This is a genomic window from Streptomyces sp. CLV115 (assembly GCF_038448545.1).
Taxonomy (GTDB): Bacteria; Actinomycetota; Actinomycetes; order Streptomycetales; family Streptomycetaceae; genus Streptomyces; species Streptomyces sanglieri.
Map to the genome: position 1 here is coordinate 1 of NZ_JBCEWQ010000101.1, position 25190 is coordinate 25190.

The following is a 25190-nucleotide window of genomic DNA, read 5'->3' on the forward strand; positions in this document are numbered from 1 at the left end:
CCCCCGCGTCCTCTTCCACGTCCTCCCCCCACTCCTCGTCGCCCTCCGCCGTCCCGGAGTCGCCCTCCGCCGTCCCGGACGAGGAGCTGATGCGGGCGCTCTACCGCGAGCATGCCGGGCCCCTGTTCGCGTACGTGCTCCGCCTGGTCGCCGGTGACCGGCAGCGCGCCGAGGACGTGGTGCAGGAGACGCTCATCCGGGCCTGGAAGAACGCCGGGCGGCTGGGCGGCGCGACCGGATCGGTCCGGCCCTGGCTGGTGACGGTCGCCCGGCGCATCGTCATCGACGGCCACCGCAGCAGACGGGCCCGGCCGCCCGAGGTCGACCCGTCGCCGCTGGAGGCAGTGCCCGCGGAGGACGAGATGGAGAAGGCGCTGTGGCTGATGACGCTGTCCGAGGCGCTCGACGATCTGACCACCGCGCACCGGGAGGCCCTGGTCGAGACCTACTTCAAGGGCCGCACGGTCGGTGAGGCGGCCGAGGTGCTGGGCATTCCGAGCGGGACGGTACGGTCACGGGTCTTCTACGCACTGCGCTCGATGAAACTCGCACTGGAGGAGAGGGGGATCACGGCATGAACGACGACCACGAGTGGGAGCCCTTCGGGCTCAGGCCGACCGGCCCCCACAGCTTGTCAGGCCCCTCCAGCCCCTCCAGCCCCTCAGACCTCCGCAGCCCTTCCGGACTCTCCAGCCCTTCCGACCACACCCCCGTCGACCCGGCCGGGCACGACGCCGCCGGTGCGTACCTCCTCGGTGTTCTCGACGACGCCGAGGCGACCGCCTTCGAGGCGCACCTGACCGGCTGTGACCCGTGTGCCGCCCGGCTCGACGAGCTCGCCGGCCTGGAGCCCGTCCTCGCGCGGGTCTCCGGCTACCGGGGTGCGCCCGCCGTCCGGTACGTACCGGGGCAGCCCGGCCCCCACGTGCTGGAGCGGCTGGTCGACGAGGTGACGGCCGGGCGGGTCCGGCGCAGGCGCCGCTCCGTGGTTCTGGTGGCGGCGGCGGTGGCGCTGATCATCGGTGGCCCGGTGGTCGCGGTCCTGGCGGGCGGCGACGACGGCCCGGCGGCGCGGGCGGCCGGACCGTACCCCACCGGCTCCACCACACCCACCACTCCCACCACTCCCACCACTCCCAACGACCCCACCACCTCGACCGACCCCGTCGACCCCGCCGGCCCCGCCGAGGGAGCAGCCTTCCGCCGCATGCCGGAGAAGGTGCGGGCCACCGACCCCCGTACCCGGGTCTCCGCCGCCGTCGGCATGGCGGAGAGGCCCTGGGGCACCAGCACCGTGCTGGAGCTCAGGAACGTGACGGGCCCGCAGAAATGCCGGCTGATCGCGGTGTCGAGGTCCGGCGAGGAGGAGGTCGTCACCTCCTGGTCCGTACCGGAGTGGGGGTACGGCATCCAGGACTCCCCGTACCCGGGCGCCGAATACCCGCTCTATGTCTCCGGCGGAGCGGCCATGGGACGGGGCGACATCGACCATTTCGAGGTGCGTACCTTCGACGGCGGGCGGCTGGTCGAGGTAGATGCCTGACCGATACCCCCGGCAGACCATTTCGAGACGCGCGGCAGGTGCGCGGCGGGTCACCCTTCGCATAAGGTTGACGGCTGCCCAATGCACGTCAGAAGGGGGCCTCGGTGGCCGCGCAGGATGCCGCTGTCGATTCGTTGCGGGACCGGGAAATCGGTGTCGAGCAGGAACATCTCGACCGTGTTTATCACCGCCTTGAGGAGAAGATCCACGAGGCGGAATTTCTCATGAATGACGCCGTCAAGCGCGGCCAGGTGGGTACCCCGGGGGCGCTCGCCGAGCGTGACGCCCAGGTGTTCCGGGCCGGAATCCACCTCAACCGGCTGAACAGCGAGTTCGAGGACTTCCTCTTCGGAAGGATCGACCTGCTGCTCGGCAAGGACGGCGTACGCGGCCCGGACGGCGCGTACACCTCCGTCGAACCAGCCGAGGACGCGGTACGCGACGACAGTTCGGCCGAGATCGCGGAGACGCTGCACATCGGCCGGATCGGGGTCCTCGACTCCGACTACGCGCCGCTGGTCATCGACTGGCGCGCGCCGGCCGCCGCACCGTTCTACCGGTCGACGCCGAAGGAACCCGGCAGGGTCGTGCGCCGCCGGGTCATCCGCTCCAAGGGCCGCAAGGTCCTCGGGGTCGAGGACGACCTGATGCGCCCCGAGCTGACCGCGTACCTGGACGGCGCCGAGCTGCCGGTGATCGGGGACGGCGCCCTGATGGCGGCGCTCGGCCAGGCCCGCAGCCACACCATGCGGGACATCGTCTCCTCCATCCAGGCCGAACAGGACCTGGTGATCCGGGCCCCCGCCGCCTCGGTCACCGAGGTCTCCGGCGGCCCCGGCACCGGCAAGACGGCCGTCGCGCTGCACCGCGCCGCGTACCTCCTCTACCAGGACCGGCGGCGATACGCGGGCGGCATCCTCGTCGTGTCGCCGACCCCGCTCCTGGTCGCGTACACCGAAGGCGTGCTGCCCTCGCTGGGCGAGGAGGGGCAGGTCGCGATCCGCGCCGTCGGCTCGCTCTCCGACGAGGCGGCCGGCGTCGAGGGCGCCACCACCTACGACGACCCCGCCGTCGCCCGGATCAAGGGCTCCTCGCGGATGCTCCAGGTACTGCGCAAGGCCTCCCGGGGCGCCCTGGAACAGCCCGGCACCTCCCGCAGGGCGGCGGACCGGGACGGCCAGCTGTTCTTCGGCGACGAGGAGGAGACCGACGCCGCCCCGGCCACCCCCACCCGGTTGCGGGTGGTCGCGTTCGGCGCCCGCGTCGAGCTGAACGCCGACGAACTCCACCGCATCCGGCAGTCCGTCCTCGGCGGCACCGCCCCGGTCAACCTGCTGCGCCCGCGCGCCCGCAGACTGCTGCTGGACGCACTGTGGAACAAGTCCTCGGGCCGGGGCCGCTACACCGACCCGGAACTCGCCGCCGAACTGCGCTCCTCCTTCGACGAGGACGTCTCCACCGAGACGGACTTCCTCGACTTCCTGAACGCCTGGTGGCCCGAGCTGACCCCGCGCGGGGTGCTCGCGGCGATGGCCGACGAGAAGCGGCTCGGCCGCTGGGCCCGCCGGGTCCTCAACCAGGGCGAGGTGCGCCGTTTCGCCCGCTCCCTGAAGCGGCTCGACAGCGCGGGGAACGGACCGTTGTCCGTGCACGACGTGGCCATCCTCGACGAGCTCCACACGCTGCTGGGCACACCGCACCGGCCCAAGAAGAAGCGCGAACTCGACCCGCTGGACCAGCTCTCCGGGCTGGAGGAGCTGATGCCGCAGCGCGAGGAGACCCAGCGCGAGCGCGCCGAGCGGCTGGCCGCGGAGCGCACGGAGTACGCGCACGTCATCGTCGACGAGGCGCAGGACCTGACGCCCATGCAGTGGCGGATGGTCGGCCGCCGGGGCAGGCACGCCACCTGGACGATCGTCGGCGACCCGGCGCAGTCCTCCTGGTCCGACCCGGACGAGGCCGCCCGCGCGCGCGACGAGGCGCTCGGCAACCGGCCGCGCCGCCGCTTCACCCTCACGGTCAACTACCGCAACCCGGCGGAGATCGCCGAGCTGGCCGCCAAGGTCCTGGCGCTGGCGATGCCCGGGATGGAGTCCCCGTCCGCGGTCCGCTCAACCGGGGTGAAGCCGCGCTTCGAGACGGTACGGGACGGCGATCTGGCCGCCTCGGTGCGCGAGGAGGCGCGGCGGCTGCTCGGCGAGGTCGACGGCACGGTGGGCGTGGTCGTCGCGATGAACCGCCGGGCGCAGGCCCGTGCCTGGCTCGCCGAGCTGGGCGAGCGGGTGGTGGCGCTGGGCAGCCTGGAGGCGAAGGGCCTGGAGTACGACGCCACGGTGGTCGTCTCGCCCGCGGAGATCGCGGACGAGTCCCCGGCGGGCCTGCGGGTGCTGTACGTGGCGTTGACGCGTGCGACGCAGCAGCTCACGGTGGTGTCGGGGGAGCGGGATCTGCCGGACGAGGACGGGGTTCCGGACCTGCTGAGGGACTGATCGCCTGTTTTTCGGGTCAACCTGTGCTGCGGGGAATCACTTCTTCGGGGTCTTTGTTAGCCTGGTGTCGGCACCGGCTCGATCCAAGCCCCCGGGCCCAACCTTCGTCGCTACGAGCGACCACTTGCCGCGAGGCGAGCATGGCGGGTCGGTGCCGCTTGACCCAGAAGACAGACCCGCGTCACCTCCAGGTGGCGCGGGTCTGTTTTTGTTTCCGGAGTCCGTTTCTGTTCCGGAGCCGGCCGGACCCCAGTGGACCCCGCCCGGACCCCAGCGGATCCCACCTGGAGCCCAGCGGACCCCGCCGGGGTCGGCTCGGGGCTTCCGCCGGAGCCCTCATATCTCGTATGGTGGAAATTACTTTCCGAAGAGTGGCAGTCATTACCGGCTACCGGCCAGTAGGTGCGACGATCGGGAAGCGTGTCCGAGGCGAGCGCCCCGGTCGCGCGGCAAAGAAGCTAAGGAAAGCGAAGGACTCGGCCATGGCAACGGCGCCCAGCGTCTCGTACTCGATGACGGTCAGGCTGGAGGTGCCCGCGAGCGGCACAGCGGTCTCCCAGCTCACCACGGCCGTGGAGTCCTCCGGCGGTTCGGTCACCGGCCTCGACGTGACCGCCTCCGGTCACGAGAAGCTCCGGATCGACGTCACCATCGCGGCCACCTCCACCTCGCACGCCGACGAGATCGTCGAGGGCCTGCGCGGCATCGAGGGCGTCGTCCTCGGCAAGGTCTCCGACCGTACGTTCCTGATGCACCTCGGCGGCAAGATCGAGATGGCGTCCAAGCACCCCATCCGCAACCGCGACGACCTCTCGATGATCTACACCCCGGGCGTGGCCCGGGTCTGCATGGCGATCGCCGAGAACCCCGAGGACGCCCGCCGCCTCACCATCAAGCGCAACACCGTTGCGGTCGTGACCGACGGCTCCGCCGTGCTCGGCCTCGGCAACATCGGCCCGATGGCCGCCATGCCGGTCATGGAGGGCAAGGCGGCCCTCTTCAAGCGCTTCGCCGACATCGACGCCTGGCCGATCTGCCTGGACACCCAGGACACCGACGCCATCGTCGAGATCGTCAAGGCGATCGCCCCCGGCTTCGCGGGCATCAACCTGGAGGACATCTCCGCCCCCCGCTGCTTCGAGATCGAGGCGCGGCTGCGCGAGGCCCTGGACATCCCGGTCTTCCACGACGACCAGCACGGCACCGCGATCGTCGTACTGGCCGCGCTGACCAACGCGCTTCGCGTGGTGGGCAAGGGGATCGGGGACGTACGCGTCGTCATGTCCGGCGCCGGAGCGGCCGGTACGGCCATCCTGAAGCTCCTCATCGCCGCTGGCGTCAAGCACGCCGTCGTCGCCGACATCCACGGCGTGGTGCACGCCGGCCGCGAGGACCTCGTCTCCGCCGACGCCGACTCGCCGCTGCGCTGGATCGCCGACAACACCAACCCGGAGTCCGTCACCGGCACCCTCAAGCAGGCGGTCGTGGGCGCCGACGTCTTCATCGGCGTCTCCGCCCCGAACGTGCTGGACGGCGGCGACGTCGCGGCCATGGCCGAGGGAGCGATCGTGTTCGCGCTCGCGAACCCGGACCCCGAGGTCGACCCGGCAATCGCTCGCCAGACGGCGGCAGTTGTCGCCACCGGCCGCTCCGACTTCCCGAACCAGATCAACAACGTGCTGGTCTTCCCGGGTGTCTTCCGCGGTCTGCTGGACGCCCAGTCCCGCACCGTCAACACGGAGATGATGCTCGCCGCGGCGGGCGCCCTCGCCGACGTGGTCGCCGAGGACGAGCTGAACGCGAACTACATCATCCCGTCGGTCTTCAACGACCGGGTCGCGGGCGCGGTCGCCGGAGCCGTCCGGGACGCCGCGAGGGCGGCCGCCGGTACCGGCCCGGCCTCGGGCGAGCTCGGCTGACCGGATCCTCCGGTACGACCCGCCGCGGCCCCGCCCGCGCCGGCCGCGCCCGCGGCGCCCCACGCCGGTCCGGCTCACGTCGGCCCGGCCTACGGCGCGTCGCGGGTCGCGACGCCCCAAACGCCCCTTTAGGGTGGGCGGGCGGCGCGCCCCGCGCAGGCCCCGCTTTCGCTGCGGAACGCTTTCGGGGAGTCGACGGAACGTCACCACGAAGAGGCCGTGGCGCTTTTCGTGTGACTCCGGAGGGTGCCGGATTGGCGTTACCGCCGCAGGTGGGGGCAGGATGCGTAATCGGGCGCGAGGGTCTGACGACAGACCCGGGTCCGGGGACTGTCCGAGGGCCCTGGCAGCATCGGCTTCGATCTCACGCCTCACAGGCAAGAAGAACACGGGAGTAACAACATGAACCGCAGTGAGCTGGTGGCCGCCCTGGCCGACCGCGCCGAGGTGACTCGCAAGGACGCCGACGCCGTTCTGGCCGCCCTCGCCGAGACCGTCGGTGAGATCGTCGCCAAGGGCGACGAGAAGGTCACCATCCCCGGCTTCCTGACCTTCGAGCGCACCCACCGTGCCGCTCGCACCGCTCGTAACCCGCAGACCGGCGACCCGATCAACATCCCGGCCGGCTACAGCGTGAAGGTCTCCGCGGGCTCCAAGCTCAAGGAAGCCGCCAAGGGCAAGTAAGCCCCACAGGCGCGACGAAGGGCGGTCACCCCACCAGGGTGACCGCCCTTCGGTGTACCGGCCCGAGAGGCCCCGTTCTGGGCCTCTGCGGCCCGGTATCGGACCCCCGGTCCCCGTTCGGCGGGGAACAGGGGCCGGAAAACGGGGAACGGGGGCCCGGGGCAGCGCCCCGAACCCCCGTCAGCAGCCTTCCGGCGCGCGGTCTCAGACCAGCGCCCCGCCCGGCAGCTCGACCTTCGCGCCCAGCTTCTCCAGCTTGTCCATGAAGTTCTCGTAGCCGCGGTTGATCAGGTCGATGCCGTGCACCCGCGAGGTGCCCTGTGCCGCCAGTGCGGCGATCAGGTACGAGAAGCCGCCGCGCAGGTCCGGGATGACCAGGTCCGCGCCCTGCAGCCGGGTCGGTCCGGACACGACCGCCGAGTGCAGGAAGTTGCGCTGGCCGAAGCGGCAGTCGGAACCGCCCAGGCACTCGCGGTAGAGCTGGATGTGCGCGCCCATCTGGTTGAGCGCGGAGGTGAAGCCCAGCCGGGACTCGTACACCGTCTCGTGGACGATGGACAGGCCCGTGGCCTGCGTCAGGGCCACCACCAGCGGCTGCTGCCAGTCGGTCTGGAAGCCGGGGTGCACGTCCGTCTCCAGGGCGATGGCGTTCAGCGCGCCGCCCGGGTGCCAGAAGCGGATGCCCTCGTCGTCGATCTCGAAGGCGCCGCCGACCCGGCGGAAGGTGTTGAGGAACGTCATCATCGAGCGCTGCTGTGCGCCCCGTACGTAGATGTTGCCCTCGGTGGCCAGCGCCGCGGACGCCCAGGAGGCCGCCTCCAGGCGGTCCGGGATGGCCCGGTGGGTGTAACCGTCCAGCCGGTCGACACCGGTGATCCGGATCGTCCGGTCGGTGTCCATCGAGATGATCGCGCCCATCTTCTGCAGTACGCAGATGAGGTCCTCGATCTCCGGCTCCACGGCCGCGTTGGACAGCTCGGTGACGCCCTCGGCCAGCACGGCCGTCAGCAGCACCTGCTCGGTGGAGCCCACCGACGGGTACGGCAGCCGGATCTTCGTGCCGCGCAGCCGCTGCGGGGCCTCCAGGTACTGCCCGTCCGCCCGCTTCTCGATGGTCGCGCCGAACTGCCGCAGCACGTCGAAGTGGAAGTCGATCGGCCGGCCGCCGATGTCGCAGCCGCCGAGCCCCGGGATGAACGCGTGGCCGAGCCGGTGCAGCAGCGGGCCGCAGAACAGGATCGGGATGCGCGAGGAGCCCGCGTGGGCGTCGATGTCGGCGACGTTGGCGCTCTCCACATGGGTCGGGTCCAGGATCAGCTCACCCGGTTCGTCACCGGGCCGGACCGTCACGCCGTGCAGCTGGAGCAGCCCCCGGACCACCCGCACGTCGCGGATGTCGGGCACGTTGCGCAGCCGGCTGGGCCCGCTGCCGAGCAGCGCGGCGACCATCGCCTTCGGCACCAGGTTCTTGGCGCCTCTGACGCGGATCTCGCCCTCCAGCGGGGTTCCGCCGTGGACAAGCAGGACATCGTCTGTGCCGGTCATGAATCTCGCGTTCCGGAGTGGTCGGGCAGGGGGCCAAACGAAAGAGTAATGGCCGACCGCCCCCGTTCCGTAAGAGAACCGGGGGTGTACGAACGTCATGAATTCGCCACAACACGCTCTGCTCCCCGAGACTTGCGGAGGGTTACCGTCCGCAAGGCCCTCCGGATCGCGCGCTCCCCATGCATCCGTGCGCCCTGAGCTGCGCTCCGACCCGGCCGGTGACCGGGCGGCCCACTTGGTCCCCGCGGCAGGCGAAGATGCGGGATCATTTCTGCCATGACCGAGGTGTCCTCGCTCACAGGGCGACTACTCGTGGCCACACCCGCGCTCGCGGACCCGAATTTCGACCGTGCGGTGGTGCTCCTGCTCGACCACGACGAGGAGGGCTCGCTCGGCGTGGTCCTGAACCGCCCGACCCCGGTCGGCGTCGGTGACATCCTCACGCCCTGGGCCGGCCTGACCGGCGAGCCGGACGTCGTGTTCCAGGGCGGACCGGTCTCGCTCGACTCGGCGCTCGGCGTGGCCGTGATCCCCGGCGACGAGGGTCCGCTCGGCTGGCGCCGGGTGTACGGGGCGATCGGCCTGGTGGACCTGGAGGCGCCGCCGGAGCTGCTGGCGGCGGCGCTGGGCTCGCTGCGGATCTTCGCCGGGTACGCGGGCTGGGGCCCCGGACAGCTGGAGACCGAACTGACCGAGGGCGCCTGGTACGTCGTGGAGTCCGAACCCGGAGACGTCTCCTTCCCGCGCCCGGAGCACCTCTGGCGCGCGGTCCTGCGCCGTCAGCGCAGCGAACTGGCGATGATCGCCACGTATCCGGACGACCCTTCGCTGAACTGAAGCTCCGGGCGGTCGGTACCCTTGGCGGTTATGAGCACTCTTGAGCCCGAGCGCGGGGCAGGTACGGGCACCCTCGTAGAGCCGACCCCGCAGGTGTCGAACGGCGACGGCGACCACGAGCGCTACGCCCATTACGTCCAGAAGGACAAGATCATGGCGAGTGCCCTGGAGGGCACCCCCGTGGTCGCACTGTGCGGGAAGGTCTGGGTGCCGGGGCGCGACCCCAAGAAGTACCCGGTCTGCCCCATGTGCAAGGAGATCTACGAGTCCATGGGCGCCGGCGGCGACAAGGACAAGGGCAAGGGCGGCAAGGACAAGAAGTAGTCCGCAAGCCGTCCGGCGACACTGCTTCGGGCCCCCGGGTCACAGAGTGGTAGAGACCACTTGTCCGCGTCTGCCGTGCGCACCTACTCTCCTGCCAGTTGTGCGGAACGAAACGCCCGTTGCGTATGTTGCAACGCCAACCGGTAGGGGTTCCCGGATGAAGCTTTCTGCCCGAATTGCCGCCCCGGCCGCGGCGCTTGTGCTGGCCGGTCTCACCGCCACCGCCTGTGCGCCGCAGACCTCCGACACCGGAGCCAAGGGGGACGAGAAGACCGGAACACTGCGTGTCTGGCTCTTCCAGGAAGTCGGCAACAAGCCCAAGGAGAAGGTCGTCGACGCGGCGGTCGCCGACTTCGAGAAGGCCCACAAGGGTGCGGAGGTCGAGGTCGAGTACATACCGGTCGACACCCGTGCCCAGCGCATCAAGGCGGCGTTCAACGACCCCAAGAGCGCCCCCGACCTCATCGAATACGGCAACACCGACACCGCCGGATACGTCAAGGACGGCGGACTCGCCGACGTGAGCGCCGAGTTCGACGCCTGGGACGAGGCCAAGGACACCGACCCGACCGCCAAGCAGTCCGTGACGGTGGACGGCAAGATCTACGGCGCCCCGCTCTTCGTCGGCGTACGGGCGCTGTACTACCGCACGGACGTCTTCAAGGAGCTGGGGATCGAGGCTCCCAAGACCCAGGCCGAGCTGATCTCCACCGCGAAGAAGATCCACAAGAAGAAGCCGGACCTGTACGGACTCGCGGTCGGCGGCGCGTACACCTACGGCGCGATGCCGTTCATCTGGGCGGCCGGCGGCGAACTCGCCGACGAGAGCGGCGGAACGTACAAGGCGGCCATCAACAGCGACAAGGCCCGCAAGGGCATCGAGGCCTACACCTCGCTCTTCGGCGACGACAACTGCCCGGCCGCCAAGTGCGCGGCCATGGGCGGCAACGCCACCGTCACCGCCTTCGCCTCCGGCAAGGCCGCCATGGCGATCGGCGGCGACTTCAGCCACGCGGCCGTCGAGGCCGGATCGGTGAAGGGCAAGTACGCGGTGGTGCCGCTGCCCGGCGTCGCCGAGGGCTCCGTCGCCCCCGCGTTCGCGGGCGGGAACAACATCGGCGTACTGAAGAGCAGCCCGCACCGCACCCTCGCCGTTGACCTGATGAAGTCCCTGACCGGCAAGCAGACCCAGACCAAGATGTTCGACGCGATGGGCTTCCTGCCGACCTACACCGACGTACGGGACGCGGCCGCGAAGAAGGAGCCGTTCGTCGAGCCGTTCGTCAAGACCCTCGGCGCGGGCGCCAGGTTCGTCCCGGCCTCGCCGGGCTGGGGCCAGATCGACTCCTCGCTGATCCTGCCGACGATGTTCCAGGAGATCGTCAGCGGCCGTAAGGACGTGGCCGGGGCCGCGGACGACGCGGCGAAGAAGATGGACGCCGCGTTCACCGACGCGGGCTGACCATGACCGCGAACACCACGACGTACAAGGCGCCCGGCGCCGCCGGCGCGGGCGGCACGGACCCGCGCCCGCTCCGGCGCCGCCCGTCCTCGCCCGCGCGCCGCTCCGGCTGGACCCCCTGGCTCTACCTCCTGCCCGCGCTCGTCCTGCTCGGCGTCCTGCTCGTCTACCCGATCTACCAACTCGGCCTGATCTCCTTCCTGGAATACACCCAGGCCCAGGTCAGCGGCGGTGAACCGACGACCTTCCAAGGCTTCGGGAACTACGCGACGCTCTTCGGCGACGGCCAGTTCTGGCAGGTGCTGCTGGCGACCGTGGTCTTCGCCGCCGTCTGCGTACTGGCCACCCTGCTCGTCGGCTGCGCGCTGGCCGTCCTGCTGACCCGGATCCGCGCCCTGCCGCGGCTCGCCCTGATGATGGCCGCGCTCGGTGCCTGGGCGACCCCGGCGATCACCGGGTCCACCGTCTGGGTGTTCCTCTTCGACCCGGACTTCGGCCCGGTCAACCGGGTGCTTGGGCTCGGCGACTTCTCCTGGACGTACGGGCGCTACAGCGCCTTCGCCCTGGTGCTGCTGGAAGTCCTGTGGTGCTCGTTCCCGTTCGTGATGGTGACCGTGTACGCGGGCATCCGGGCGATCCCCACCGAGGTGCTGGAGGCGGCCGCGCTGGACGGCGCCTCGCAGTGGCGGATCTGGCGGTCGGTCATGGCCCCGATGCTGCGGCCGATCCTCGTCGTCGTCACCATCCAGTCGATCATCTGGGACTTCAAGGTCTTCACCCAGATCTACGTCATGACCAACGGCGGCGGCATCGCCGGCCAGAACCTGGTGCTCAACGTGTACGCGTACCAGAAGGCGTTCGCGTCCTCGCAGTACAGCCTCGGCTCGGCGATCGGCGTCGTGATGCTGGTGATCCTGCTGGCCGTCACGCTCGTCTATCTGCGGCTGGTGCGGCGTCAGGGGGAGGAACTGTGAGCGCACGGAGCATGCTGCGCGTCCGCCGGCCCGGCCGGCTGGCCGCCGAGGCCGCGGCCCTGCTGATCGCCGCCGCGGTCGCCTTCCCGCTGTACTGGATGGTGCTTTCCGCGCTCAAACCGGCAGGAGAGATCCAGTCCACCGACCCCCGGCCGTGGACGCTGTCGCCGTCCCTCGACTCGTTCCGCCGGGTCTTCGAACAGAACGACTTCGGGCGGTACTTCCTCAACAGCCTGCTCGTCGCCGGCACGGTCGTCATCGCCTCCGCACTGATCGCCTTCCTGGCCGCGACGGCCGTGACCCGGTTCAAGTTCCGCTTCCGGACCACGCTGCTGATCATGTTCCTGGTCGCGCAGATGGTGCCGGTAGAGGCGCTGACCATCCCGCTGTTCTTCCTGATGCGGGACTTCGGCCAGCTGAACACACTCGGTTCGCTGATCCTGCCGCACCTGGCCTTCTCGCTGCCGTTCGCGATCTGGATGCTGCGCGGCTTCGTCAAGGCCGTCCCGGAGGCACTGGAGGAGGCCGCGTACATCGACGGCGCGAGCCGCACCCGCTTCCTGTGGCAGATCCTCTTCCCGCTGGTCTTCCCCGGCCTGGTGGCGACCAGCGTCTTCTCGTTCATCTCCACCTGGAACGACTTCCTGTTCGCGAAGTCGTTCATCATCAGCGACACCTCCCAGTCGACGCTCCCCATGGCGCTGCTGGTCTTCTTCAAACCCGATGAGAACGACTGGGGAGGGATCATGGCAGCCTCGACGGTGATGACCGTTCCCGTTCTGGTCTTCTTCGTACTCGTACAGCGCCGCCTGGTCTCAGGACTCGGCGGAGCGGTAAAGGACTGACGCCATGGACATGGACCCGACCCCCGGCCCGGCCTCCGGCCAGGTCCCGGCATCCGACGTGATCCCCGCGCCCGAGCCGACCTCGGCGCCCGACTTGATCCCGGCGCCGGTGCGCGCCGGTGGTGAAGGGCGCCGCGGCTTCCTGTTCGGCCCGTCCACCACCATCACGGCGGCCCCCGGCACGGAGAACACCGAACGCTGGCTGCGCACCACGCTCGGCGCCGCCTTCGGCCTGCCGCTCGCCCCCGGCGGCGAACACGCCACCGACACCGTCCGGCTGGCCATCGACCCGGCGCTGGAACCGGAGGGCTACCGGCTGAGCACCGGGGCCGGCACCGGCGTGGAGATCACCGGAGGCAGCCCCGCCGGGGTCTTCTGGGGCGCGCAGACCCTCCGTCAGCTCCTGGGCCCCGAGGCCTTCCGCCGCGCACCCGTCGGCCCCGGCCCACAGCGCGCGATCCCCTCCGCGGACATCGAGGACGCCCCCCGCTTCCCCTGGCGCGGCATGATGCTCGACGTGGCACGGCACTTCCTGCCCAAGGACGACGTGCTGCGCTATCTCGACCTCCTCGCCGCGCACAAGCTGAACGTCTTCCACTTCCACCTCACCGACGACCAGGGCTGGCGCATCGAGATCAAGCGCTTCCCCCGGCTCACCGAGGTCGGCTCCTGGCGCTCGCGCACCAAGCACGGCCACCGGGCCTCCGAGCTGTGGGACGAGACCCCGCACGGCGGGTACTACACGCAGGACGACATCCGCGAGATCGTCGCGTACGCCGCAGAGCGGCACATCCGGGTCGTCCCCGAGATCGACATCCCCGGCCACTCGCAGGCCGCCATCGCCGCGTACCCCGAACTGGGCAACGCGGACGTCGTCGACACCACCGCCCTCTCCGTCTGGGACACCTGGGGCATCAACGCGAACGTACTCACCCCGACCGACAACACCCTGCGCTTCTTCGAGGGCGTCCTCGAAGAGGTGCTCGACCTCTTCCCCGCCGCCACCTCGCCGTTCATCCACATCGGCGGCGACGAGTGCCGCAAGGAGCAGTGGAAGGACTCGGCGGTCGCCCAGGCCAGGATCGCGGAATTCGGCCTGGCCAACGAGGACGAGCTGCAGTCCTGGATCATCCGGCACTTCGACACCTGGCTCACCGCGCGCGGCCGCCGGCTGATCGGCTGGGACGAGATCCTGGAGGGCGGCCTCCCGGCGGGCGCCGCCGTGTCGTCCTGGCGGGGCTACGGCGGAGGCATCGCCGCCGCCGAGGCCGGCCACGACGTCGTGATGTGCCCGGAGCAGCACGTGTACCTGGACCACCGTCAGGACGGCGGCCCCGACGAGCCGATGCCCATCGGCTTCGTCCGCACCCTGGAGGACGTCTACCGCTTCGAGCCCGTACCGGCGGGCCTCTCCGAGGAGGCGGCCCGTCACATCCTGGGCACCCAGGCCAATGTCTGGACCGAGGTGATGCAGAACCGGGCCCGCGTCGACTACCAGGTCTTCCCGCGCCTCGCGGCGTTCGCGGAGGTCGCCTGGTCGCCGCTGCCCGTATCCGCCGAGCGGGACTTCGCCGCCTTCGAGCGCCGGATGACCACGCACTACGCCCGGCTCGACGCCCTCGGCGTCGACTACCGGCCGCCGGCCGGGCCGCTGCCCCGTCAGCAGCGACCTGGAGTGCTGGGACGACCCATCGACGGGGTGCCCCCGAACGTGTGATCCCGACCGCACCCGGCCGTCGGCCGGCCCACTCCTGAGGAGCGGGCCGGCCGACGGTTTTTTTGTCCGGAACTCGCCCTGCCGCAACGGAACGCGGCACTCGGACGCCAGAACAGAACAATCGCCCACGAGCCATACCGAAGAACTGCAATTCACACTCTGCGCCGAAGCGGGGTGAAACGGGAACATTCCCCTGATCGGGGATGGATACGCCCTTCGCGGACCCTCGCGTCGGTCCGATCCGAAGATGTGCCAGAGTTGCCACGTCCAGGCTTTGAGCACGTACCGTACGGCGAAACAGCCGGACAGCCGGGACACCGGGAAGGGGCAGCTGGGTTGACCACGCACGCACCGCAGGCGACGCAGTCCGTGACGCTGCCGGCCTCGCTCGACGAGGCCGTGGCGGCGCTCGGAGCCATGCCTGCCGCCGTTCCTGTGGCGGGCGGTACAGACCTGATGTCGGCCGTCAACAAGGGGCTGCTGCGCCCCTCGGGCCTGGTCGGCCTCGGCCGGATCAGCGAACTGCGCGGCTGGCACTACCAGGACGGCCACGCCCTGCTCGGCGCCGGCCTCACCCACGCACGCATGGGACGGCCCGACTTCGCGGCCCTGATCCCCGCGCTGGCCGCGTCGGCACGCGCCGCCGGCCCGCCCCAGATCCGCAACGCCGGAACGCTCGGCGGCAACATCGCCACCGCGGCCCCGACCGGCGACACCCTGCCGGTGCTCGCCGCGCTGGAGGCCGAGCTGGTCATCGCGGGTCCGGGCGGCGCACGGCGCGAGATCCCGGTCTCCCACCTGCTGGCCGGCCGCGACATGCTCGAACCCGCCGAACTCATCGGCTTCGTCCGGGTACCCCTGCTGCACGCCCCCCAGGTCTTCCTGAAGGCCACCGGCCGCACCGGCCCCGGCCGCGCCACCGCGTCCGTGGCGATCGTCCTCGACCCGGCCCGGCGCGGAGTGCGCTGCGCGGTCGGCGCCATCGCGCCGATGCCGCTGCGCCCGCTGGAGGCCGAACGCTGGATCGCCTCACTGATCGACTGGGACGGCGAACGGGGCCTGGCCCCCGACGCGCTGGCCGCCTTCGGCGAGTACGTCGCCGCGGCCTGCATCCCGGACCAGCCACCGTCCGACGGGGGCGAGGCCGTACCGCTGCCCCCCGCCGTACTGCACCTGCGGCGGACCGTCGCCGCGCTGGCCCGACGAGCGCTGGGGAGGGCACTGTCGTGAGCAACGAGGAACACAACGATCAGCACGATCAGCACGGGCAGCAGGAGCACCTGCGGCACGGGGGCTGGCAGCCGACGCCGCAGGGCGGCGAGTACGACGCGGAGGCGACCGCCTTCGTCCACCTGCCGCCGGAGGACCTGGCGAACATCCCGCTGGCCGCGCCCGGCCACGGCTACGTACCGCCGATGATCGTGCCGCTGACCCCGGCGGCCGGGCTCGACCCGTCGGCCACGGGCAGCTGGATCGTGCAGCCGCAGGGCCGGCAGGAGGGCGGTACGGGGGCGGAGCAGCAGGCCCCCGGGGCGGTGCACTGGCCGGACCCGAACCAGCAGGCCCAGAACCAGCAGCAGGCCCCGAACCATCAGCAGGCCCCGAACCATCAGCAGGGCCCGTACGACTACGAGTACGAGTACCCGCAGCAGGCCCCCCAGGCCCCGTACGTTCCTCATGCCCCCCAGGAGCCGCAGGCTCAGCAGGCCCTGCACGATCCGTACGCGCAGGAGCAGTACCGGGAGAACCCGGCGGCCACGGGCCAGTGGAACTTCACCGAGTCCGCGGAGTACGGCATCCACACGCAGGCGGGGCAGCAGGGCCTCGCCGACCACACCGCTCCCGTCGACCACACCGGGCAGCACGGTGGCCACCCCGACCACACGGGTCACACCGGCCACACCGGCCAGTGGACGATCCCGGTCGCCGACGGCGATCTCCCGGAGGAGTCGGGCGAGTTCGCGGCCTCGGCCCTGGCGGCCCAGTGGTACGGGGACCGGACCCCGCCGGCCACGCTGCCGGGCGGCGCGCCCGCACCGTGGGCGACGCAGGAGCCGGTTCAGGAACCGGTCCAGGAGCCGGTCCAGGAGCAGGGCCCGGAGCCCGTCGCGGCGCCCTCGATCGAGCCCGAGCCCGAGGCCGGGGCAGACCTCGCGGTCGATCCCGCGCTCCTGACGGACACGGACAGGGAGCCGGAGCACACGCCGGGAGCCGAGTTCGAGCAGGCACAGGTCGAGGCGTCGTCCGTAACGTACGCGGACACCCCGCACGCCCCCGGGGCAGTACCGGCCCCGGAGCCTGCCGTGGCGGCGGAGCCCACCCCGGTACCGGACGGTGCCGCCGCCGTTCCGCACGCTCCGGAAGCGCCCTCCGAAGCCGTCGCCGACCCGGTCGACGCCGCCTCCGGGCGCCCGGCGGAGCCGGAGCAGGACCCGGAGCCGAAGCCCGACCCGGCGTCGGTGCCGGTGCCGGTGCCGGTGTCCGAGGACGCGCAGCCTGCGGCGGACCTCGAAGCCGCAGCGCCCCCGGTGCCGGTGACCGCTCCCGAAGCAGCCCCCCAGGAGTCTCAGCCGTCTGATCCCCAGCCGTCTGATCCCCAGCCGTCTGATCCCCAGCCGTCTGATCCCCAGCCGTCTGATCTCCAGCAGACCGATCCCTCGCTGCCCGACCCTCAACCGGAAGAATCCGGCCCGCTCGGCGTTCCCGACGACCACCCCGCCGCGTCCTACGTCCTGCACGTGAACGGCGCCGACCGCCCCGTCACCGATGCCTGGATCGGCGAGTCGCTCCTCTACGTGCTCCGCGAGCGCCTCGGCCTCGCCGGTGCCAAGGACGGCTGCTCGCAGGGCGAGTGCGGAGCGTGCAACGTCCAGGTGGACGGCAGGCTGGTCGCCTCCTGCCTGGTACCCGCGGCCACCGCGGCCGGCAGCGAGGTGCGTACGGTCGAGGGTCTCGCCGTGGACGGCGAGCCCTCCGACGTCCAGCGCGCCCTGGCCAAGTGCGGTGCCGTCCAGTGCGGTTTCTGCATCCCCGGCATGGCGATGACCGTCCACGACCTGCTGGAGGGCAACCACGCCCCCAGCGAACTGGAGACGCGCCAGGCGCTCTGCGGGAACCTCTGCCGCTGCTCCGGCTACCGCGGTGTCCTGGACGCCGTCAACGAGGTCATCGCGGGCCGCGAGGCCGCCACCGACCTCGCCTCGTCGGACTCCCCGTCCCCGGAGTCCGACGAGGCCCGCATCCCGCACCAGGCGGCCCCCGGCGCCGGTGGAGTCCAGCCGCACCCGCAGGACGGAGGCATGGCGTGAGCAACGACGCAGCCACCGCTGCCAACGCGACCAGCACACGGATCACCACCCAGACGGGCACCGACCCGACGGCCGAGGGCCCCGGCACCGAGCCGCCCGCGCTCGGCCTCGGCGTCTCGCTGCCGCCCGCCGACGCGCGCGCCAAGACCGAGGGCACCTTCCCGTACGCCGCCGACCTCTGGGCCGAGGGCCTGCTCTGGGCCGCCGTCCTCCGCTCCCCGCACCCGCACGCCCGGATCCTGTCCATCGACACCTCGGCCGCCGTCGAGATGGCGGGGGTACGGGCCGTCATCACGCACGAGGACATCCCCGGGGAGACCACCTACGGACGCCGGGTCGTCGACCGTCCGGTCTTCGCGTCCGACCTGGTCCGCCACCACGGCGAGCCGATCGCCGCGGTCGCCGCCGACCACCCGGACACGGCCAGGCTCGCCGCCGCGGCCATCGCCGTCGAGTACGAGGTACTGGAACCGGTCACCGACCCGGAAAAGGCCTTCGCCGCCGAACCGCTGCACCCCGACGGCAACCTGATCCGCCACATCCCGCTCCAGTACGGCGACCCCGAGGCCACCGGCGAGGCAGTGGTCGAGGGCCTGTACCGCATCGGCCGCCAGGACCCGGCCCCCATCGGCGCCGAGGCCGGGCTCGCCGTACCCCGTCCCGACGGCGGCGTGGAGATCTACACCGCCTCCACCGACCCGCACACCGACCGCGATCTCGCCGCCGCCTGCTTCGGCCTCGAACCGGACCGGGTGAAGGTCGTCGTCACGGGTGTCCCCGGCGCGACCGGCGACCGCGAAGAACCCGGTTTCCAGCTGCCGCTCGGCCTGCTCGCCCTGCGCACCGGCTGCCCGGTCAAGCTGGCCGCCACCCGTGAGGAGTCCTTCCTCGGCCACTCCCACCGGCACCCCACGCTGCTGCGCTACCGCCACCACGCGGACGCCGAGGGCCGGCTGGTGAAGGTCGAGGCGCAGATCCTGCTCGACGCGGGCGCGTACGCCGACTCCTCGTCCGAGTCGCTGGCCGCCGCGGTCGCGTTCGCCTGCGGCCCCTACGTCGTCCCGCACGCCTTCATCGAGGGCTGGGCGGTCCGCACGAACAACCCGCCGTCCGGACACGTCCGGGGCGAGGGCGCGATGCAGGTCTGCGCGGCGTACGAGGGCCAGATGGACAAGCTGGCCGCCAAGCTCGGCATCGACCCGGCCGAACTGCGCCTGCGCAACGCCCTGTCCACCGGCGACATCCTGCCCACCGGCCAGACGGTGACCTGCCCGGCACCGGTGGCCGAACTCCTGGAATCCGTAAGGGAATTCCCCCTCCCCGCCCTTCCCAAGGACTCCCCGGAGGACGACTGGCTGCTTCCCGGCGGGCCCGAGGGCGCGGGCGAGCCCGGTGCGGTGCGCCGAGGCGTCGGCTACGCGCTCGGCATGGTCCACATGCTCGGCGCGGAAGGCGCCGACGAGGTCTCCACGGCCACCGTCAGGGTCCACGACGGCATCGCCACGGTCATCTGCGCGGCGGTCGAGACGGGCCAGGGCTTCTCGACCCTCGCCCGTCAGGTCGTCCAGGAGACCCTGGGCATCGAAGAGGTCCACGTCGCGTCCGTCGACACCGACCAGCCCCCGGCGGGCCCGGCCACGCACGGCCGCCACACCTGGGTCTCGGCCGGGGCGGTGGAACGCGCCGCCAAGATGGTCCGCACCCAACTGCTCCAGCCGCTGGCCCACAAGTTCGGCATGTCCACGGAACTGCTGCAGATCGCCGACGGCAAGATCACTTCGTACGACGGTGTGCTGTCCACGACGGTCACCGAGGCGATGGACGGCAAGGAGCTCTGGGCCACCGCCCAGTGCCGCCCCCACCCGACCGAGCCGCTCGACGAATCCGGCCAGGGCGACGCCTTCGTCGGCCTCGCCTTCTGCGCGATCCGCGCGGTGGTGGACGTGGACATCGAACTCGGCTCCGTCCGGGTCGTGGAGATGGCGATCGCCCAGGACGTCGGCCGGGTCCTCAACCCGTCCCAGCTGGCGACCCGCATCGAGGCCGGCATCACCCAGGGCATCGGCGCCGCCCTCACCGAGAACCTCCGCAGCGCCCGCGGCCTGATCCGCCACCCCGACCTCACCGGCTACGCCCTCCCGACCGCCCTGGACGCCCCCGAGATCCGCATCGTCAAACTCGTCGAGGAACGCGACGTGGTGGCCCCCTTCGGCGCCAAGCCAGCCTCGGCGGTCCCCGTGGTGACATCCCCCGCAGCAGTGGCCGCAGCCGTCCGAGCAGCCACCGGCCGCCCGATAAACCGCCTCCCCATCAGACCCCAGGCAGCGGTCGCGGCGTCCAACTCCTGATCCCCGCACGGATGGCCTGATCCGGGTTGCGGACGCAACCCGGAAATGCGCGGTGTCACCACCGCTCATTAGGGTGAGCCCCGACGTCGGGGGCCGAGCGCCGCTCGACTGTCGCCGACCGGGGGAGGGCGATGTGGGGCGGAGCGGTCCGGGGGCGGAATCCCCGGCATACCCGTGGAACGTCGTCGGAGCGGTGGGCGCCGCCGGGGCGGTGTCCCCGGGAGCCGCGGGCGAACTGGCCACCGAGCTGTCGTCGTTCACGAAGTTCCGCGATCGCATCGACGCCCTCCTCCGCGACCTCAAGACCTCTCCGGCGGGCCCGGGGAAGGTCGGCGAGGACGCGATGGGACGGGACCGGTTCGGCGGCGGCAAGGGCGAGTGGTCCGAAGCGGACGCTCTGCACGGCTCGTACTCCAAGGTGATCAAGGAGCTGGAAGAGCTGTCCCAGCTGCTCTCCGACTCCATCGAGGGCATGAGCATCGCCGTGCTCGGGGCCCACAAGGGCTACGAGAACGTCGACCTGGAGGTCCGGGGCCGCATGCTCGCGATCCAGGACAGCATGAACGCCCACCACAAGGCCGAGCAGAGCCACACATCTGACGGCACCGTCTTCTGACGCTGGTGGTCGATGTGCTCAGCGTGCTGATGACAGGGGACGGGGAGAGGGGGCGTCGTGGGTACGGATTTCGACAAAAAGACGCACGAGCAGATGCTGGAGTGGTTGGACCGCGCCAACAGCGGTGAGATGCAGGCGGCGTCGGATCGTCTCGCGAAAGCGGCTTCCGAGATCAGCAAGGTCGCCGAGGACCTGAAGGTCCGCCCGCAGTGGGTGGAGTGGAAGGGCCAAGGGGCTGATGCGTTCCGCACATGGAGTGCGGATTTGGCCAATGCGACGCTGCGCCTGGGGGATTACAGCGAGGGCGTGTCCAAGTGGCTCGGTGAGGCGTCGAACGCGATCGCATCGGCGCAGGCGTCGATTCCCAGGACCGAGGCGGGCGCTCAGACAAACCTGGAGGCAGCTCTCGCCGCCCGGAACGATCCGGATGCCTCGGACGTGGCGAGGAAGTCCGCGGAGACGCTGATCGAGTCCGGGAAGAGGAACAGGGAAGAGGCGGCCGCGCAGATGCGGAGGCTGTCGCAGGCGTACACCCTCTCGTCGTCCCAGATGACGTCTCTGGAGAAGCCGGTGTTTCCGGTTCTGCCGGGGGCGATCGCCCTGCGAGGCGCTGACACGCGCGACGGACGACAGAACGGACAGGTTTCGCCAGGGACGGCGCCTGCGTCTGCTACCAACGGACCGGTACACCCCGATGCACCAGGACACCGCGCTGAAGCCACGGCTGATGTGACCCCGCCTGCCGGGAGCGTGATTACCACCCCGCATACGGGGTCACCCGCCGTCTCCAAGTCGGTGGACATGGGGATCGACGGAGTGGCCGCGCTTCCGGATACGCTGCCTTCACGGGTTGCGAATCCAGTAGTGCCGCCAACCGGGCCCAGGCCTGACACTCAGCCCTCGCTGACGCCAGGCATGATTCCGCCTGTTCCCCCTGTCGGCCCCTCCGCACCCCACAGCACCGGTGGAGGAGGCCGTACGACTGGTGTGCCGCGTCCGTCGGTGTCTGCTCCAGGGGCGACTCCGCCGAGCCCCGGTCCGGTGGGCCGTGCCCCCGGGCCCAACGGGATCACCGGTGGCCGCGTTGTACCCCCGGAACCAGGACGCTCTGTCGCGGGGATCCCTCGCGGAACGGTCATCGGCAACGAGAATCCCCGCGGCACAGCGCCCATGGGCCGTGCCCCGGGCCTGGGCGGCGGCGTCGGTTCCGGAGTCTCCCCGATCACAGGTGGCAGCAGCCGTCAACCACAGGGCCGCAGGTCCGCACGCCCGTTCACTCCCGGAGGGTCCGGTCTGGTGAGGGGAGGGGCCTCGGGAGGCTCGGCACGTAAGGGCTCGGGGGCGCACACGACGGGGCGGGATGAGAACGGCGAGCGGCCGGACTATCTGGTCGAAGACGATGAGACCTGGCAGCAAGGCGGTCGACGCGTAGTCCCGCCGGTCATCGACTGATCAGCAGCGAACTCACGAAGGACTTGGATGCGCATCAGGAGTGAAGGACCGACACGACGGCGATCCGCCTTGGCGGCTGCGCTGGGCCTACTCCTGGTAGGCGGCTCCGCTGGACCCGCGTCTGCTGACTCCACGCGTTCCATGCAGTGGCATCTCGATGTCATGAAGGCAGACGAGATGTGGCAGACGAGTACGGGCAGGGGCGTTGTCGTTGCTGTGATCGATACCGGTGTGGACCCGGCGAATCCGGACCTGGTGGGGCGAGTCCTCAAGGGAAGGAACTTGGAGTCGGACGTTGCGGGCGATGAACACACCGACTACGACGGCCACGGTACGAGCATGGCCGGCCTGATCGCGGGGACGGGCCGGAGCAACGGAGGAAACGGCGCCTTCGGTCTTGCGCCAGGAGCGAAGATCCTGCCGATCCGCATGCCCGATTCGGGAGTCGGCGCAACTCAGGCCGAGGGGGACGCAAAGTTCAATCGCGTTGCTCCTGTGGCGATTCGGTATGCGGTGGAACGCGGCGCGAAGGTCATCAATATTTCCCTGGGGGCGCAGGCAGGTTCGCAAGCGCTGACAGATGCGGTGAAGTATGCGCTCGACAATGGAGCGTTGATCTTCGCAGCCGCCGGCAACAGCGGTGATGGAGCCAACCTGCTCGAATACCCGGCTGGTACGCCCGGGGTTGTCGGCGTAGGAGCCATTGGTCACGACGCGAAGAAGACCGACGAGTCCCAGTTCGGGCCGCAGATCGATTTCACGGCACCCGGAATCGACATGGTCCATCCCTGCAAGGGCGGAACTCAGCTGTGCAAGACGAGCGGAACCAGCGACGCCACCGCCATCGCCTCCGCCTCGGCCGCTCTCATCTGGTCGAAACACCCCGACTGGACCAACAACCAGGTCCTCCGCGTCATGCTGAACACAGCGGGAAAACCGAAGAGTGGCGCGAAGCGTGACGACTACGTCGGCTACGGGGCGGTCCGCCCCCGCATCGCCCTCAAAACCCCGGGCGACCCCGGCCCGCCCGACGTGTACCCGCTCCCCGACCTCGCGGCAGCCAAGCGTAAGAGCCCCAGCGCTTCCCCCGAGCCTTCCCAGGCGACCGGGGATTCAGGGAGTCCCGACAGGCCGGCCGCAGCAGCTCCCGTCTCCGACGGCAACAGCGGCAACACGGGCCTCTGGATCGGTCTGGGCATCGGCGCGCTCGCGCTCATCGGCACAGTGACGGCAGGCCTGGCCATCCGGTCCCGCCGCCGCAAGTTCGCAGCAGCCCCGCCCGCGTACCCGCACCAGCCTCCGGGCCCCGGCCCGTACCAGCAACCGCAGTCTCACCAGCAGCACACGCACCCGGCCTGCGCACCACCACCGGCTGCTCCCCCCGGCTCCAACTCACCCTGGAAATAGGCGCAGACAAGCATGGTCTGCGCATTGCCGGTGCGTTGTAGTGTTCTTGGCCCGAGTGATCAGCAGAACTGGACGGGGGCCATGCATGGCGTGGGACGAGATGCGATGGAGACCGAGTGGTCGGACAAGGCCGAGGAGCCGCTGGGCAATTTCCTTCAGGGTATTGAGGAAGCCAACCATCGCGATGTGAACCAGACGCTCCTGGGGCACAGCTATGGATCCCCGGTGGCAGGCCAGACGATGAGCTCCCGCACAGACCTGCCGGTCGACAATGCGATCACGGTGGGTAGCCCGGGCGTGGGCGTGGACCACGCGAAGGACCTGAACATCCCGGCGGACCATGTCTTCGCGGCCACGGCCAAGAACGATCTCATCAACCTCGCCCCGCCGCCGGCAGGTCCCCTGGCACCTCTCAATCCGAAGGCCTACATGGAGCTTTTCGACGACCACTCGATCGTTCACGGAACCGACCCGGTCTCCGACGACTTCGGCGGCGTGGTCTTCGACGTCCCCGACGGGAGGCGCCCGGGTTCTGGTGGCGAAATGATGCCCGCGCACTCCCAGTACTGGGACGAAAAGCCCCTCGGCAGCCTGGCACAGATCGTTACTGGAGGGCGGCCGTGAATCTGCGCAAGGTGTTCCCGGCTGCCGCGCTGCTGGCCATGACGACCACGGTGACCGCGTGCGGGGCGCAGGAGAGCGGACTGGAAACCGGCGTCAAGACACCGAAACAGGTCACGATGAACGAGCAGCAGGCGATCGACCGGGCAGAGGAAATCATTCACTAGGCGGTGGACGGGATGTCCCCCGCACCGACACTGGAGCGCATCGGCCCCGCGCCCGTCGGCCCCTGCATCGCCCGGGACGACCACGGCCCTGACGACCGCGTGCAGGTCACCGTGGTCTACAGACTGACCGGTGTTCCGGGGCGCGAGGCCCAGAAGCTCGTGCGGCAGCCCGACGATTTCTGGATGGACGCCATGACCGGCGTCGTGGATCGGGCCAAGGGCGAGGGCCTAGCCTCAATCAAGGTGACATCCCCCTGCTTCCTCCCGCCAGGGAAGTCGTCGGCGTCGACTGCGGTCGACCCCGCCGCGCTGGAGGAGCCGCAGGCCGACGATCCCGCCCGACGTCGGGCCCTCGGCCATTCCAGCCGTGTCTACGACGTCCTGCGGGCCGGGTCGGCGCCCACGCGGCCAGGGGAAGGACTCAGTACGGTCCGGGACGAGTCCGGGTCGTCGGTTCATCTGCTGGAGTGCATGCGGCGGATGAACCACCTCACGGTGCAGGTGATGTCCTCGGACCAGCACGCACACGCGGGGTCGAACGGGCCGATGCGGTTGATGTGCACGGCGGAAGGCCCCAATCCGGTCTTCGGGGAGAGCCAGGGCGGCGATAGGTTGATCTCGAAGCCGGAGCAGGGCGGTGACATGTGCGACCTCTTCGGCATCCTGCGGGCCCAGGCGCTCACTCCCTGGGAGTCGGCGGAGATCATCGGAACGAAGGCGAGGCAACTGTGACCACCGGGCCCGAGCACTCCTGGTTCAAGTCCAGCCGCAGCAACAACGAGGGCCGCGCCTGTATGGAGGTCGCCACCTGCCCCCACACCGTCCACGCCCGCGACTCCAAGGTCGTCGACGGCCCCACCTTTGCCGTCGCCCCCGTCGCCCCCGTTGCCTGGGCCGCCTTCCTGGCCGGCGCCGTGGCGGGCCGACCGTGA

Annotated in this window: 22 protein-coding genes; 20 read left to right on the forward strand and 2 right to left on the reverse strand. The window is 70.7% G+C overall.

Features of this window, described 5'->3' with window-relative positions:
- Positions 1 to 89: 89 nt before the first annotated feature.
- The 5 genes from AADR41_RS28205 to AADR41_RS28225 all read left to right on the forward strand — a co-directional run bounded on the left by AADR41_RS28205 (position 90) and on the right by AADR41_RS28225 (position 6635).
- Positions 90 to 578: a sigma-70 family RNA polymerase sigma factor gene (locus AADR41_RS28205; protein ID WP_342284241.1), complete on the forward strand. Its 489-nt coding sequence runs from the start codon at positions 90 to 92 to the stop codon at positions 576 to 578.
- Positions 575 to 1543 carry a zf-HC2 domain-containing protein gene (locus AADR41_RS28210; protein WP_342284222.1) on the forward strand — a complete coding sequence of 323 codons (969 nt, stop codon included), beginning with the start codon at positions 575 to 577 and terminating at the stop codon, positions 1541 to 1543. The genes AADR41_RS28205 and AADR41_RS28210 overlap by 4 nt, the downstream gene beginning before the upstream one ends.
- 104 nt (positions 1544 to 1647) lie before the next feature.
- The gene (locus AADR41_RS28215) at positions 1648 to 4032 is read left to right on the forward strand and encodes a HelD family protein (protein WP_342284223.1); all 2385 of its coding nucleotides are present in this window, start codon (positions 1648 to 1650) and stop codon (positions 4030 to 4032) included.
- 482 nt (positions 4033 to 4514) lie between these two features.
- Complete coding sequence (locus AADR41_RS28220) at positions 4515 to 5951, forward strand: NAD-dependent malic enzyme (RefSeq protein WP_342284224.1); 1437 nt, start codon at positions 4515 to 4517, stop codon at positions 5949 to 5951.
- Positions 5952 to 6353: 402 nt separating this feature from the next.
- The gene (locus tag AADR41_RS28225; protein ID WP_003968811.1) at positions 6354 to 6635 is read left to right on the forward strand and encodes an HU family DNA-binding protein; all 282 of its coding nucleotides are present in this window, start codon (positions 6354 to 6356) and stop codon (positions 6633 to 6635) included.
- Between the two features lie 204 nt (positions 6636 to 6839).
- Here AADR41_RS28225 and murA read toward each other — a convergent pair whose 3' ends face one another.
- Positions 6840 to 8180: a UDP-N-acetylglucosamine 1-carboxyvinyltransferase gene (gene murA, locus AADR41_RS28230; RefSeq protein ID WP_124723249.1), complete on the reverse strand. Its 1341-nt coding sequence runs from the start codon at positions 8178 to 8180 to the stop codon at positions 6840 to 6842.
- Between the two features lie 276 nt (positions 8181 to 8456).
- Between murA and AADR41_RS28235 the strand changes: the two genes are divergently transcribed.
- From AADR41_RS28235 to AADR41_RS28280, 10 genes are all read left to right on the forward strand, one after another.
- Entirely contained in the window at positions 8457 to 9017 is a 561-nt protein-coding gene (locus AADR41_RS28235; RefSeq protein WP_266732557.1) for a YqgE/AlgH family protein, read from the forward strand.
- 30 nt (positions 9018 to 9047) lie between these two features.
- The gene (locus AADR41_RS28240; protein ID WP_072484142.1) at positions 9048 to 9341 is read left to right on the forward strand and encodes a DUF3039 domain-containing protein; all 294 of its coding nucleotides are present in this window, start codon (positions 9048 to 9050) and stop codon (positions 9339 to 9341) included.
- 157 nt (positions 9342 to 9498) lie between these two features.
- The gene (locus tag AADR41_RS28245) at positions 9499 to 10803 is read left to right on the forward strand and encodes an extracellular solute-binding protein (RefSeq protein WP_342284225.1); all 1305 of its coding nucleotides are present in this window, start codon (positions 9499 to 9501) and stop codon (positions 10801 to 10803) included.
- A gap of 2 nt (positions 10804 to 10805) precedes the next feature.
- Entirely contained in the window at positions 10806 to 11777 is a 972-nt protein-coding gene (locus AADR41_RS28250; RefSeq protein WP_342284226.1) for a carbohydrate ABC transporter permease, read from the forward strand.
- A complete protein-coding gene (locus AADR41_RS28255; RefSeq protein ID WP_342284227.1) occupies positions 11774 to 12622 on the forward strand; it encodes a carbohydrate ABC transporter permease in 849 nt (282 codons plus the stop codon). The genes AADR41_RS28250 and AADR41_RS28255 overlap by 4 nt, the downstream gene beginning before the upstream one ends.
- A 10-nt stretch (positions 12623 to 12632) precedes the next feature.
- The gene (locus AADR41_RS28260) at positions 12633 to 14339 is read left to right on the forward strand and encodes a beta-N-acetylhexosaminidase (protein WP_342284242.1); all 1707 of its coding nucleotides are present in this window, start codon (positions 12633 to 12635) and stop codon (positions 14337 to 14339) included.
- A gap of 336 nt (positions 14340 to 14675) precedes the next feature.
- On the forward strand, positions 14676 to 15569 hold the full coding sequence (locus AADR41_RS28265; protein ID WP_342284228.1) for an FAD binding domain-containing protein: 894 nt from the start codon (positions 14676 to 14678) through the stop codon (positions 15567 to 15569).
- Complete coding sequence (locus tag AADR41_RS28270) at positions 15566 to 17647, forward strand: (2Fe-2S)-binding protein (RefSeq protein ID WP_342284229.1); 2082 nt, start codon at positions 15566 to 15568, stop codon at positions 17645 to 17647. The genes AADR41_RS28265 and AADR41_RS28270 overlap by 4 nt, the downstream gene beginning before the upstream one ends.
- On the forward strand, positions 17644 to 19995 hold the full coding sequence (locus AADR41_RS28275; RefSeq protein ID WP_342284230.1) for a xanthine dehydrogenase family protein molybdopterin-binding subunit: 2352 nt from the start codon (positions 17644 to 17646) through the stop codon (positions 19993 to 19995). Before AADR41_RS28270 ends, AADR41_RS28275 begins: the two co-directional genes overlap by 4 nt.
- 133 nt (positions 19996 to 20128) lie before the next feature.
- Positions 20129 to 20611: a hypothetical protein gene (locus tag AADR41_RS28280; protein ID WP_342284231.1), complete on the forward strand. Its 483-nt coding sequence runs from the start codon at positions 20129 to 20131 to the stop codon at positions 20609 to 20611.
- 383 nt (positions 20612 to 20994) lie between these two features.
- Here AADR41_RS28280 and AADR41_RS28285 read toward each other — a convergent pair whose 3' ends face one another.
- A complete protein-coding gene (locus tag AADR41_RS28285; RefSeq protein WP_342284232.1) occupies positions 20995 to 21228 on the reverse strand; it encodes a hypothetical protein in 234 nt (77 codons plus the stop codon).
- 862 nt (positions 21229 to 22090) lie between these two features.
- Here AADR41_RS28285 and mycP point away from each other — a divergent pair.
- The 5 genes from mycP to AADR41_RS28310 all read left to right on the forward strand — a co-directional run bounded on the left by mycP (position 22091) and on the right by AADR41_RS28310 (position 25190).
- Positions 22091 to 23470, forward strand: coding sequence for a type VII secretion-associated serine protease mycosin (mycP, locus tag AADR41_RS28290; protein WP_446751116.1), 1380 nt, complete (start codon positions 22091 to 22093; stop codon positions 23468 to 23470).
- A gap of 81 nt (positions 23471 to 23551) precedes the next feature.
- Positions 23552 to 24094 carry an alpha/beta hydrolase gene (locus AADR41_RS28295; protein ID WP_342284243.1) on the forward strand — a complete coding sequence of 181 codons (543 nt, stop codon included), beginning with the start codon at positions 23552 to 23554 and terminating at the stop codon, positions 24092 to 24094.
- A complete protein-coding gene (locus AADR41_RS28300; RefSeq protein ID WP_342284234.1) occupies positions 24091 to 24258 on the forward strand; it encodes a hypothetical protein in 168 nt (55 codons plus the stop codon). Before AADR41_RS28295 ends, AADR41_RS28300 begins: the two co-directional genes overlap by 4 nt.
- Positions 24259 to 24270: 12 nt before the next feature.
- Positions 24271 to 24990 (forward strand): Scr1 family TA system antitoxin-like transcriptional regulator, encoded by a 720-nt coding sequence (locus tag AADR41_RS28305; RefSeq protein WP_342284235.1) that lies wholly within the window; start codon positions 24271 to 24273, stop codon positions 24988 to 24990.
- Positions 24987 to 25190: a DUF397 domain-containing protein gene (locus tag AADR41_RS28310; RefSeq protein ID WP_342284236.1), complete on the forward strand. Its 204-nt coding sequence runs from the start codon at positions 24987 to 24989 to the stop codon at positions 25188 to 25190. Before AADR41_RS28305 ends, AADR41_RS28310 begins: the two co-directional genes overlap by 4 nt.

Bases quoted from the DNA above. Each gene is read 5' to 3' on its own strand.
- AADR41_RS28245 (WP_342284225.1), top strand. From the start codon at position 9,499: ATGAAGCTTTCTGCCCGAATTGCCGCCCCGGCCGCGGCGCTTGTGCTG.
- AADR41_RS28210 (WP_342284222.1), top strand. From the start codon at position 575: ATGAACGACGACCACGAGTGGGAGCCCTTCGGGCTCAGGCCGACCGGC.
- AADR41_RS28250 (WP_342284226.1), top strand. From the start codon at position 10,806: ATGACCGCGAACACCACGACGTACAAGGCGCCCGGCGCCGCCGGCGCG.
- AADR41_RS28225 (WP_003968811.1), top strand. From the start codon at position 6,354: ATGAACCGCAGTGAGCTGGTGGCCGCCCTGGCCGACCGCGCCGAGGTG.
- AADR41_RS28295 (WP_342284243.1), top strand. From the start codon at position 23,552: ATGCATGGCGTGGGACGAGATGCGATGGAGACCGAGTGGTCGGACAAG.
- mycP (WP_446751116.1), top strand. From the start codon at position 22,091: ATGCGCATCAGGAGTGAAGGACCGACACGACGGCGATCCGCCTTGGCG.
- AADR41_RS28305 (WP_342284235.1), top strand. From the start codon at position 24,271: ATGTCCCCCGCACCGACACTGGAGCGCATCGGCCCCGCGCCCGTCGGC.
- AADR41_RS28205 (WP_342284241.1), top strand. From the start codon at position 90: ATGCGGGCGCTCTACCGCGAGCATGCCGGGCCCCTGTTCGCGTACGTG.
- AADR41_RS28240 (WP_072484142.1), top strand. From the start codon at position 9,048: ATGAGCACTCTTGAGCCCGAGCGCGGGGCAGGTACGGGCACCCTCGTA.
- AADR41_RS28220 (WP_342284224.1), top strand. From the start codon at position 4,515: ATGGCAACGGCGCCCAGCGTCTCGTACTCGATGACGGTCAGGCTGGAG.
- murA (WP_124723249.1), bottom strand. From the start codon at position 8,180: ATGACCGGCACAGACGATGTCCTGCTTGTCCACGGCGGAACCCCGCTG.
- AADR41_RS28260 (WP_342284242.1), top strand. From the start codon at position 12,633: ATGGACCCGACCCCCGGCCCGGCCTCCGGCCAGGTCCCGGCATCCGAC.
- AADR41_RS28235 (WP_266732557.1), top strand. From the start codon at position 8,457: ATGACCGAGGTGTCCTCGCTCACAGGGCGACTACTCGTGGCCACACCC.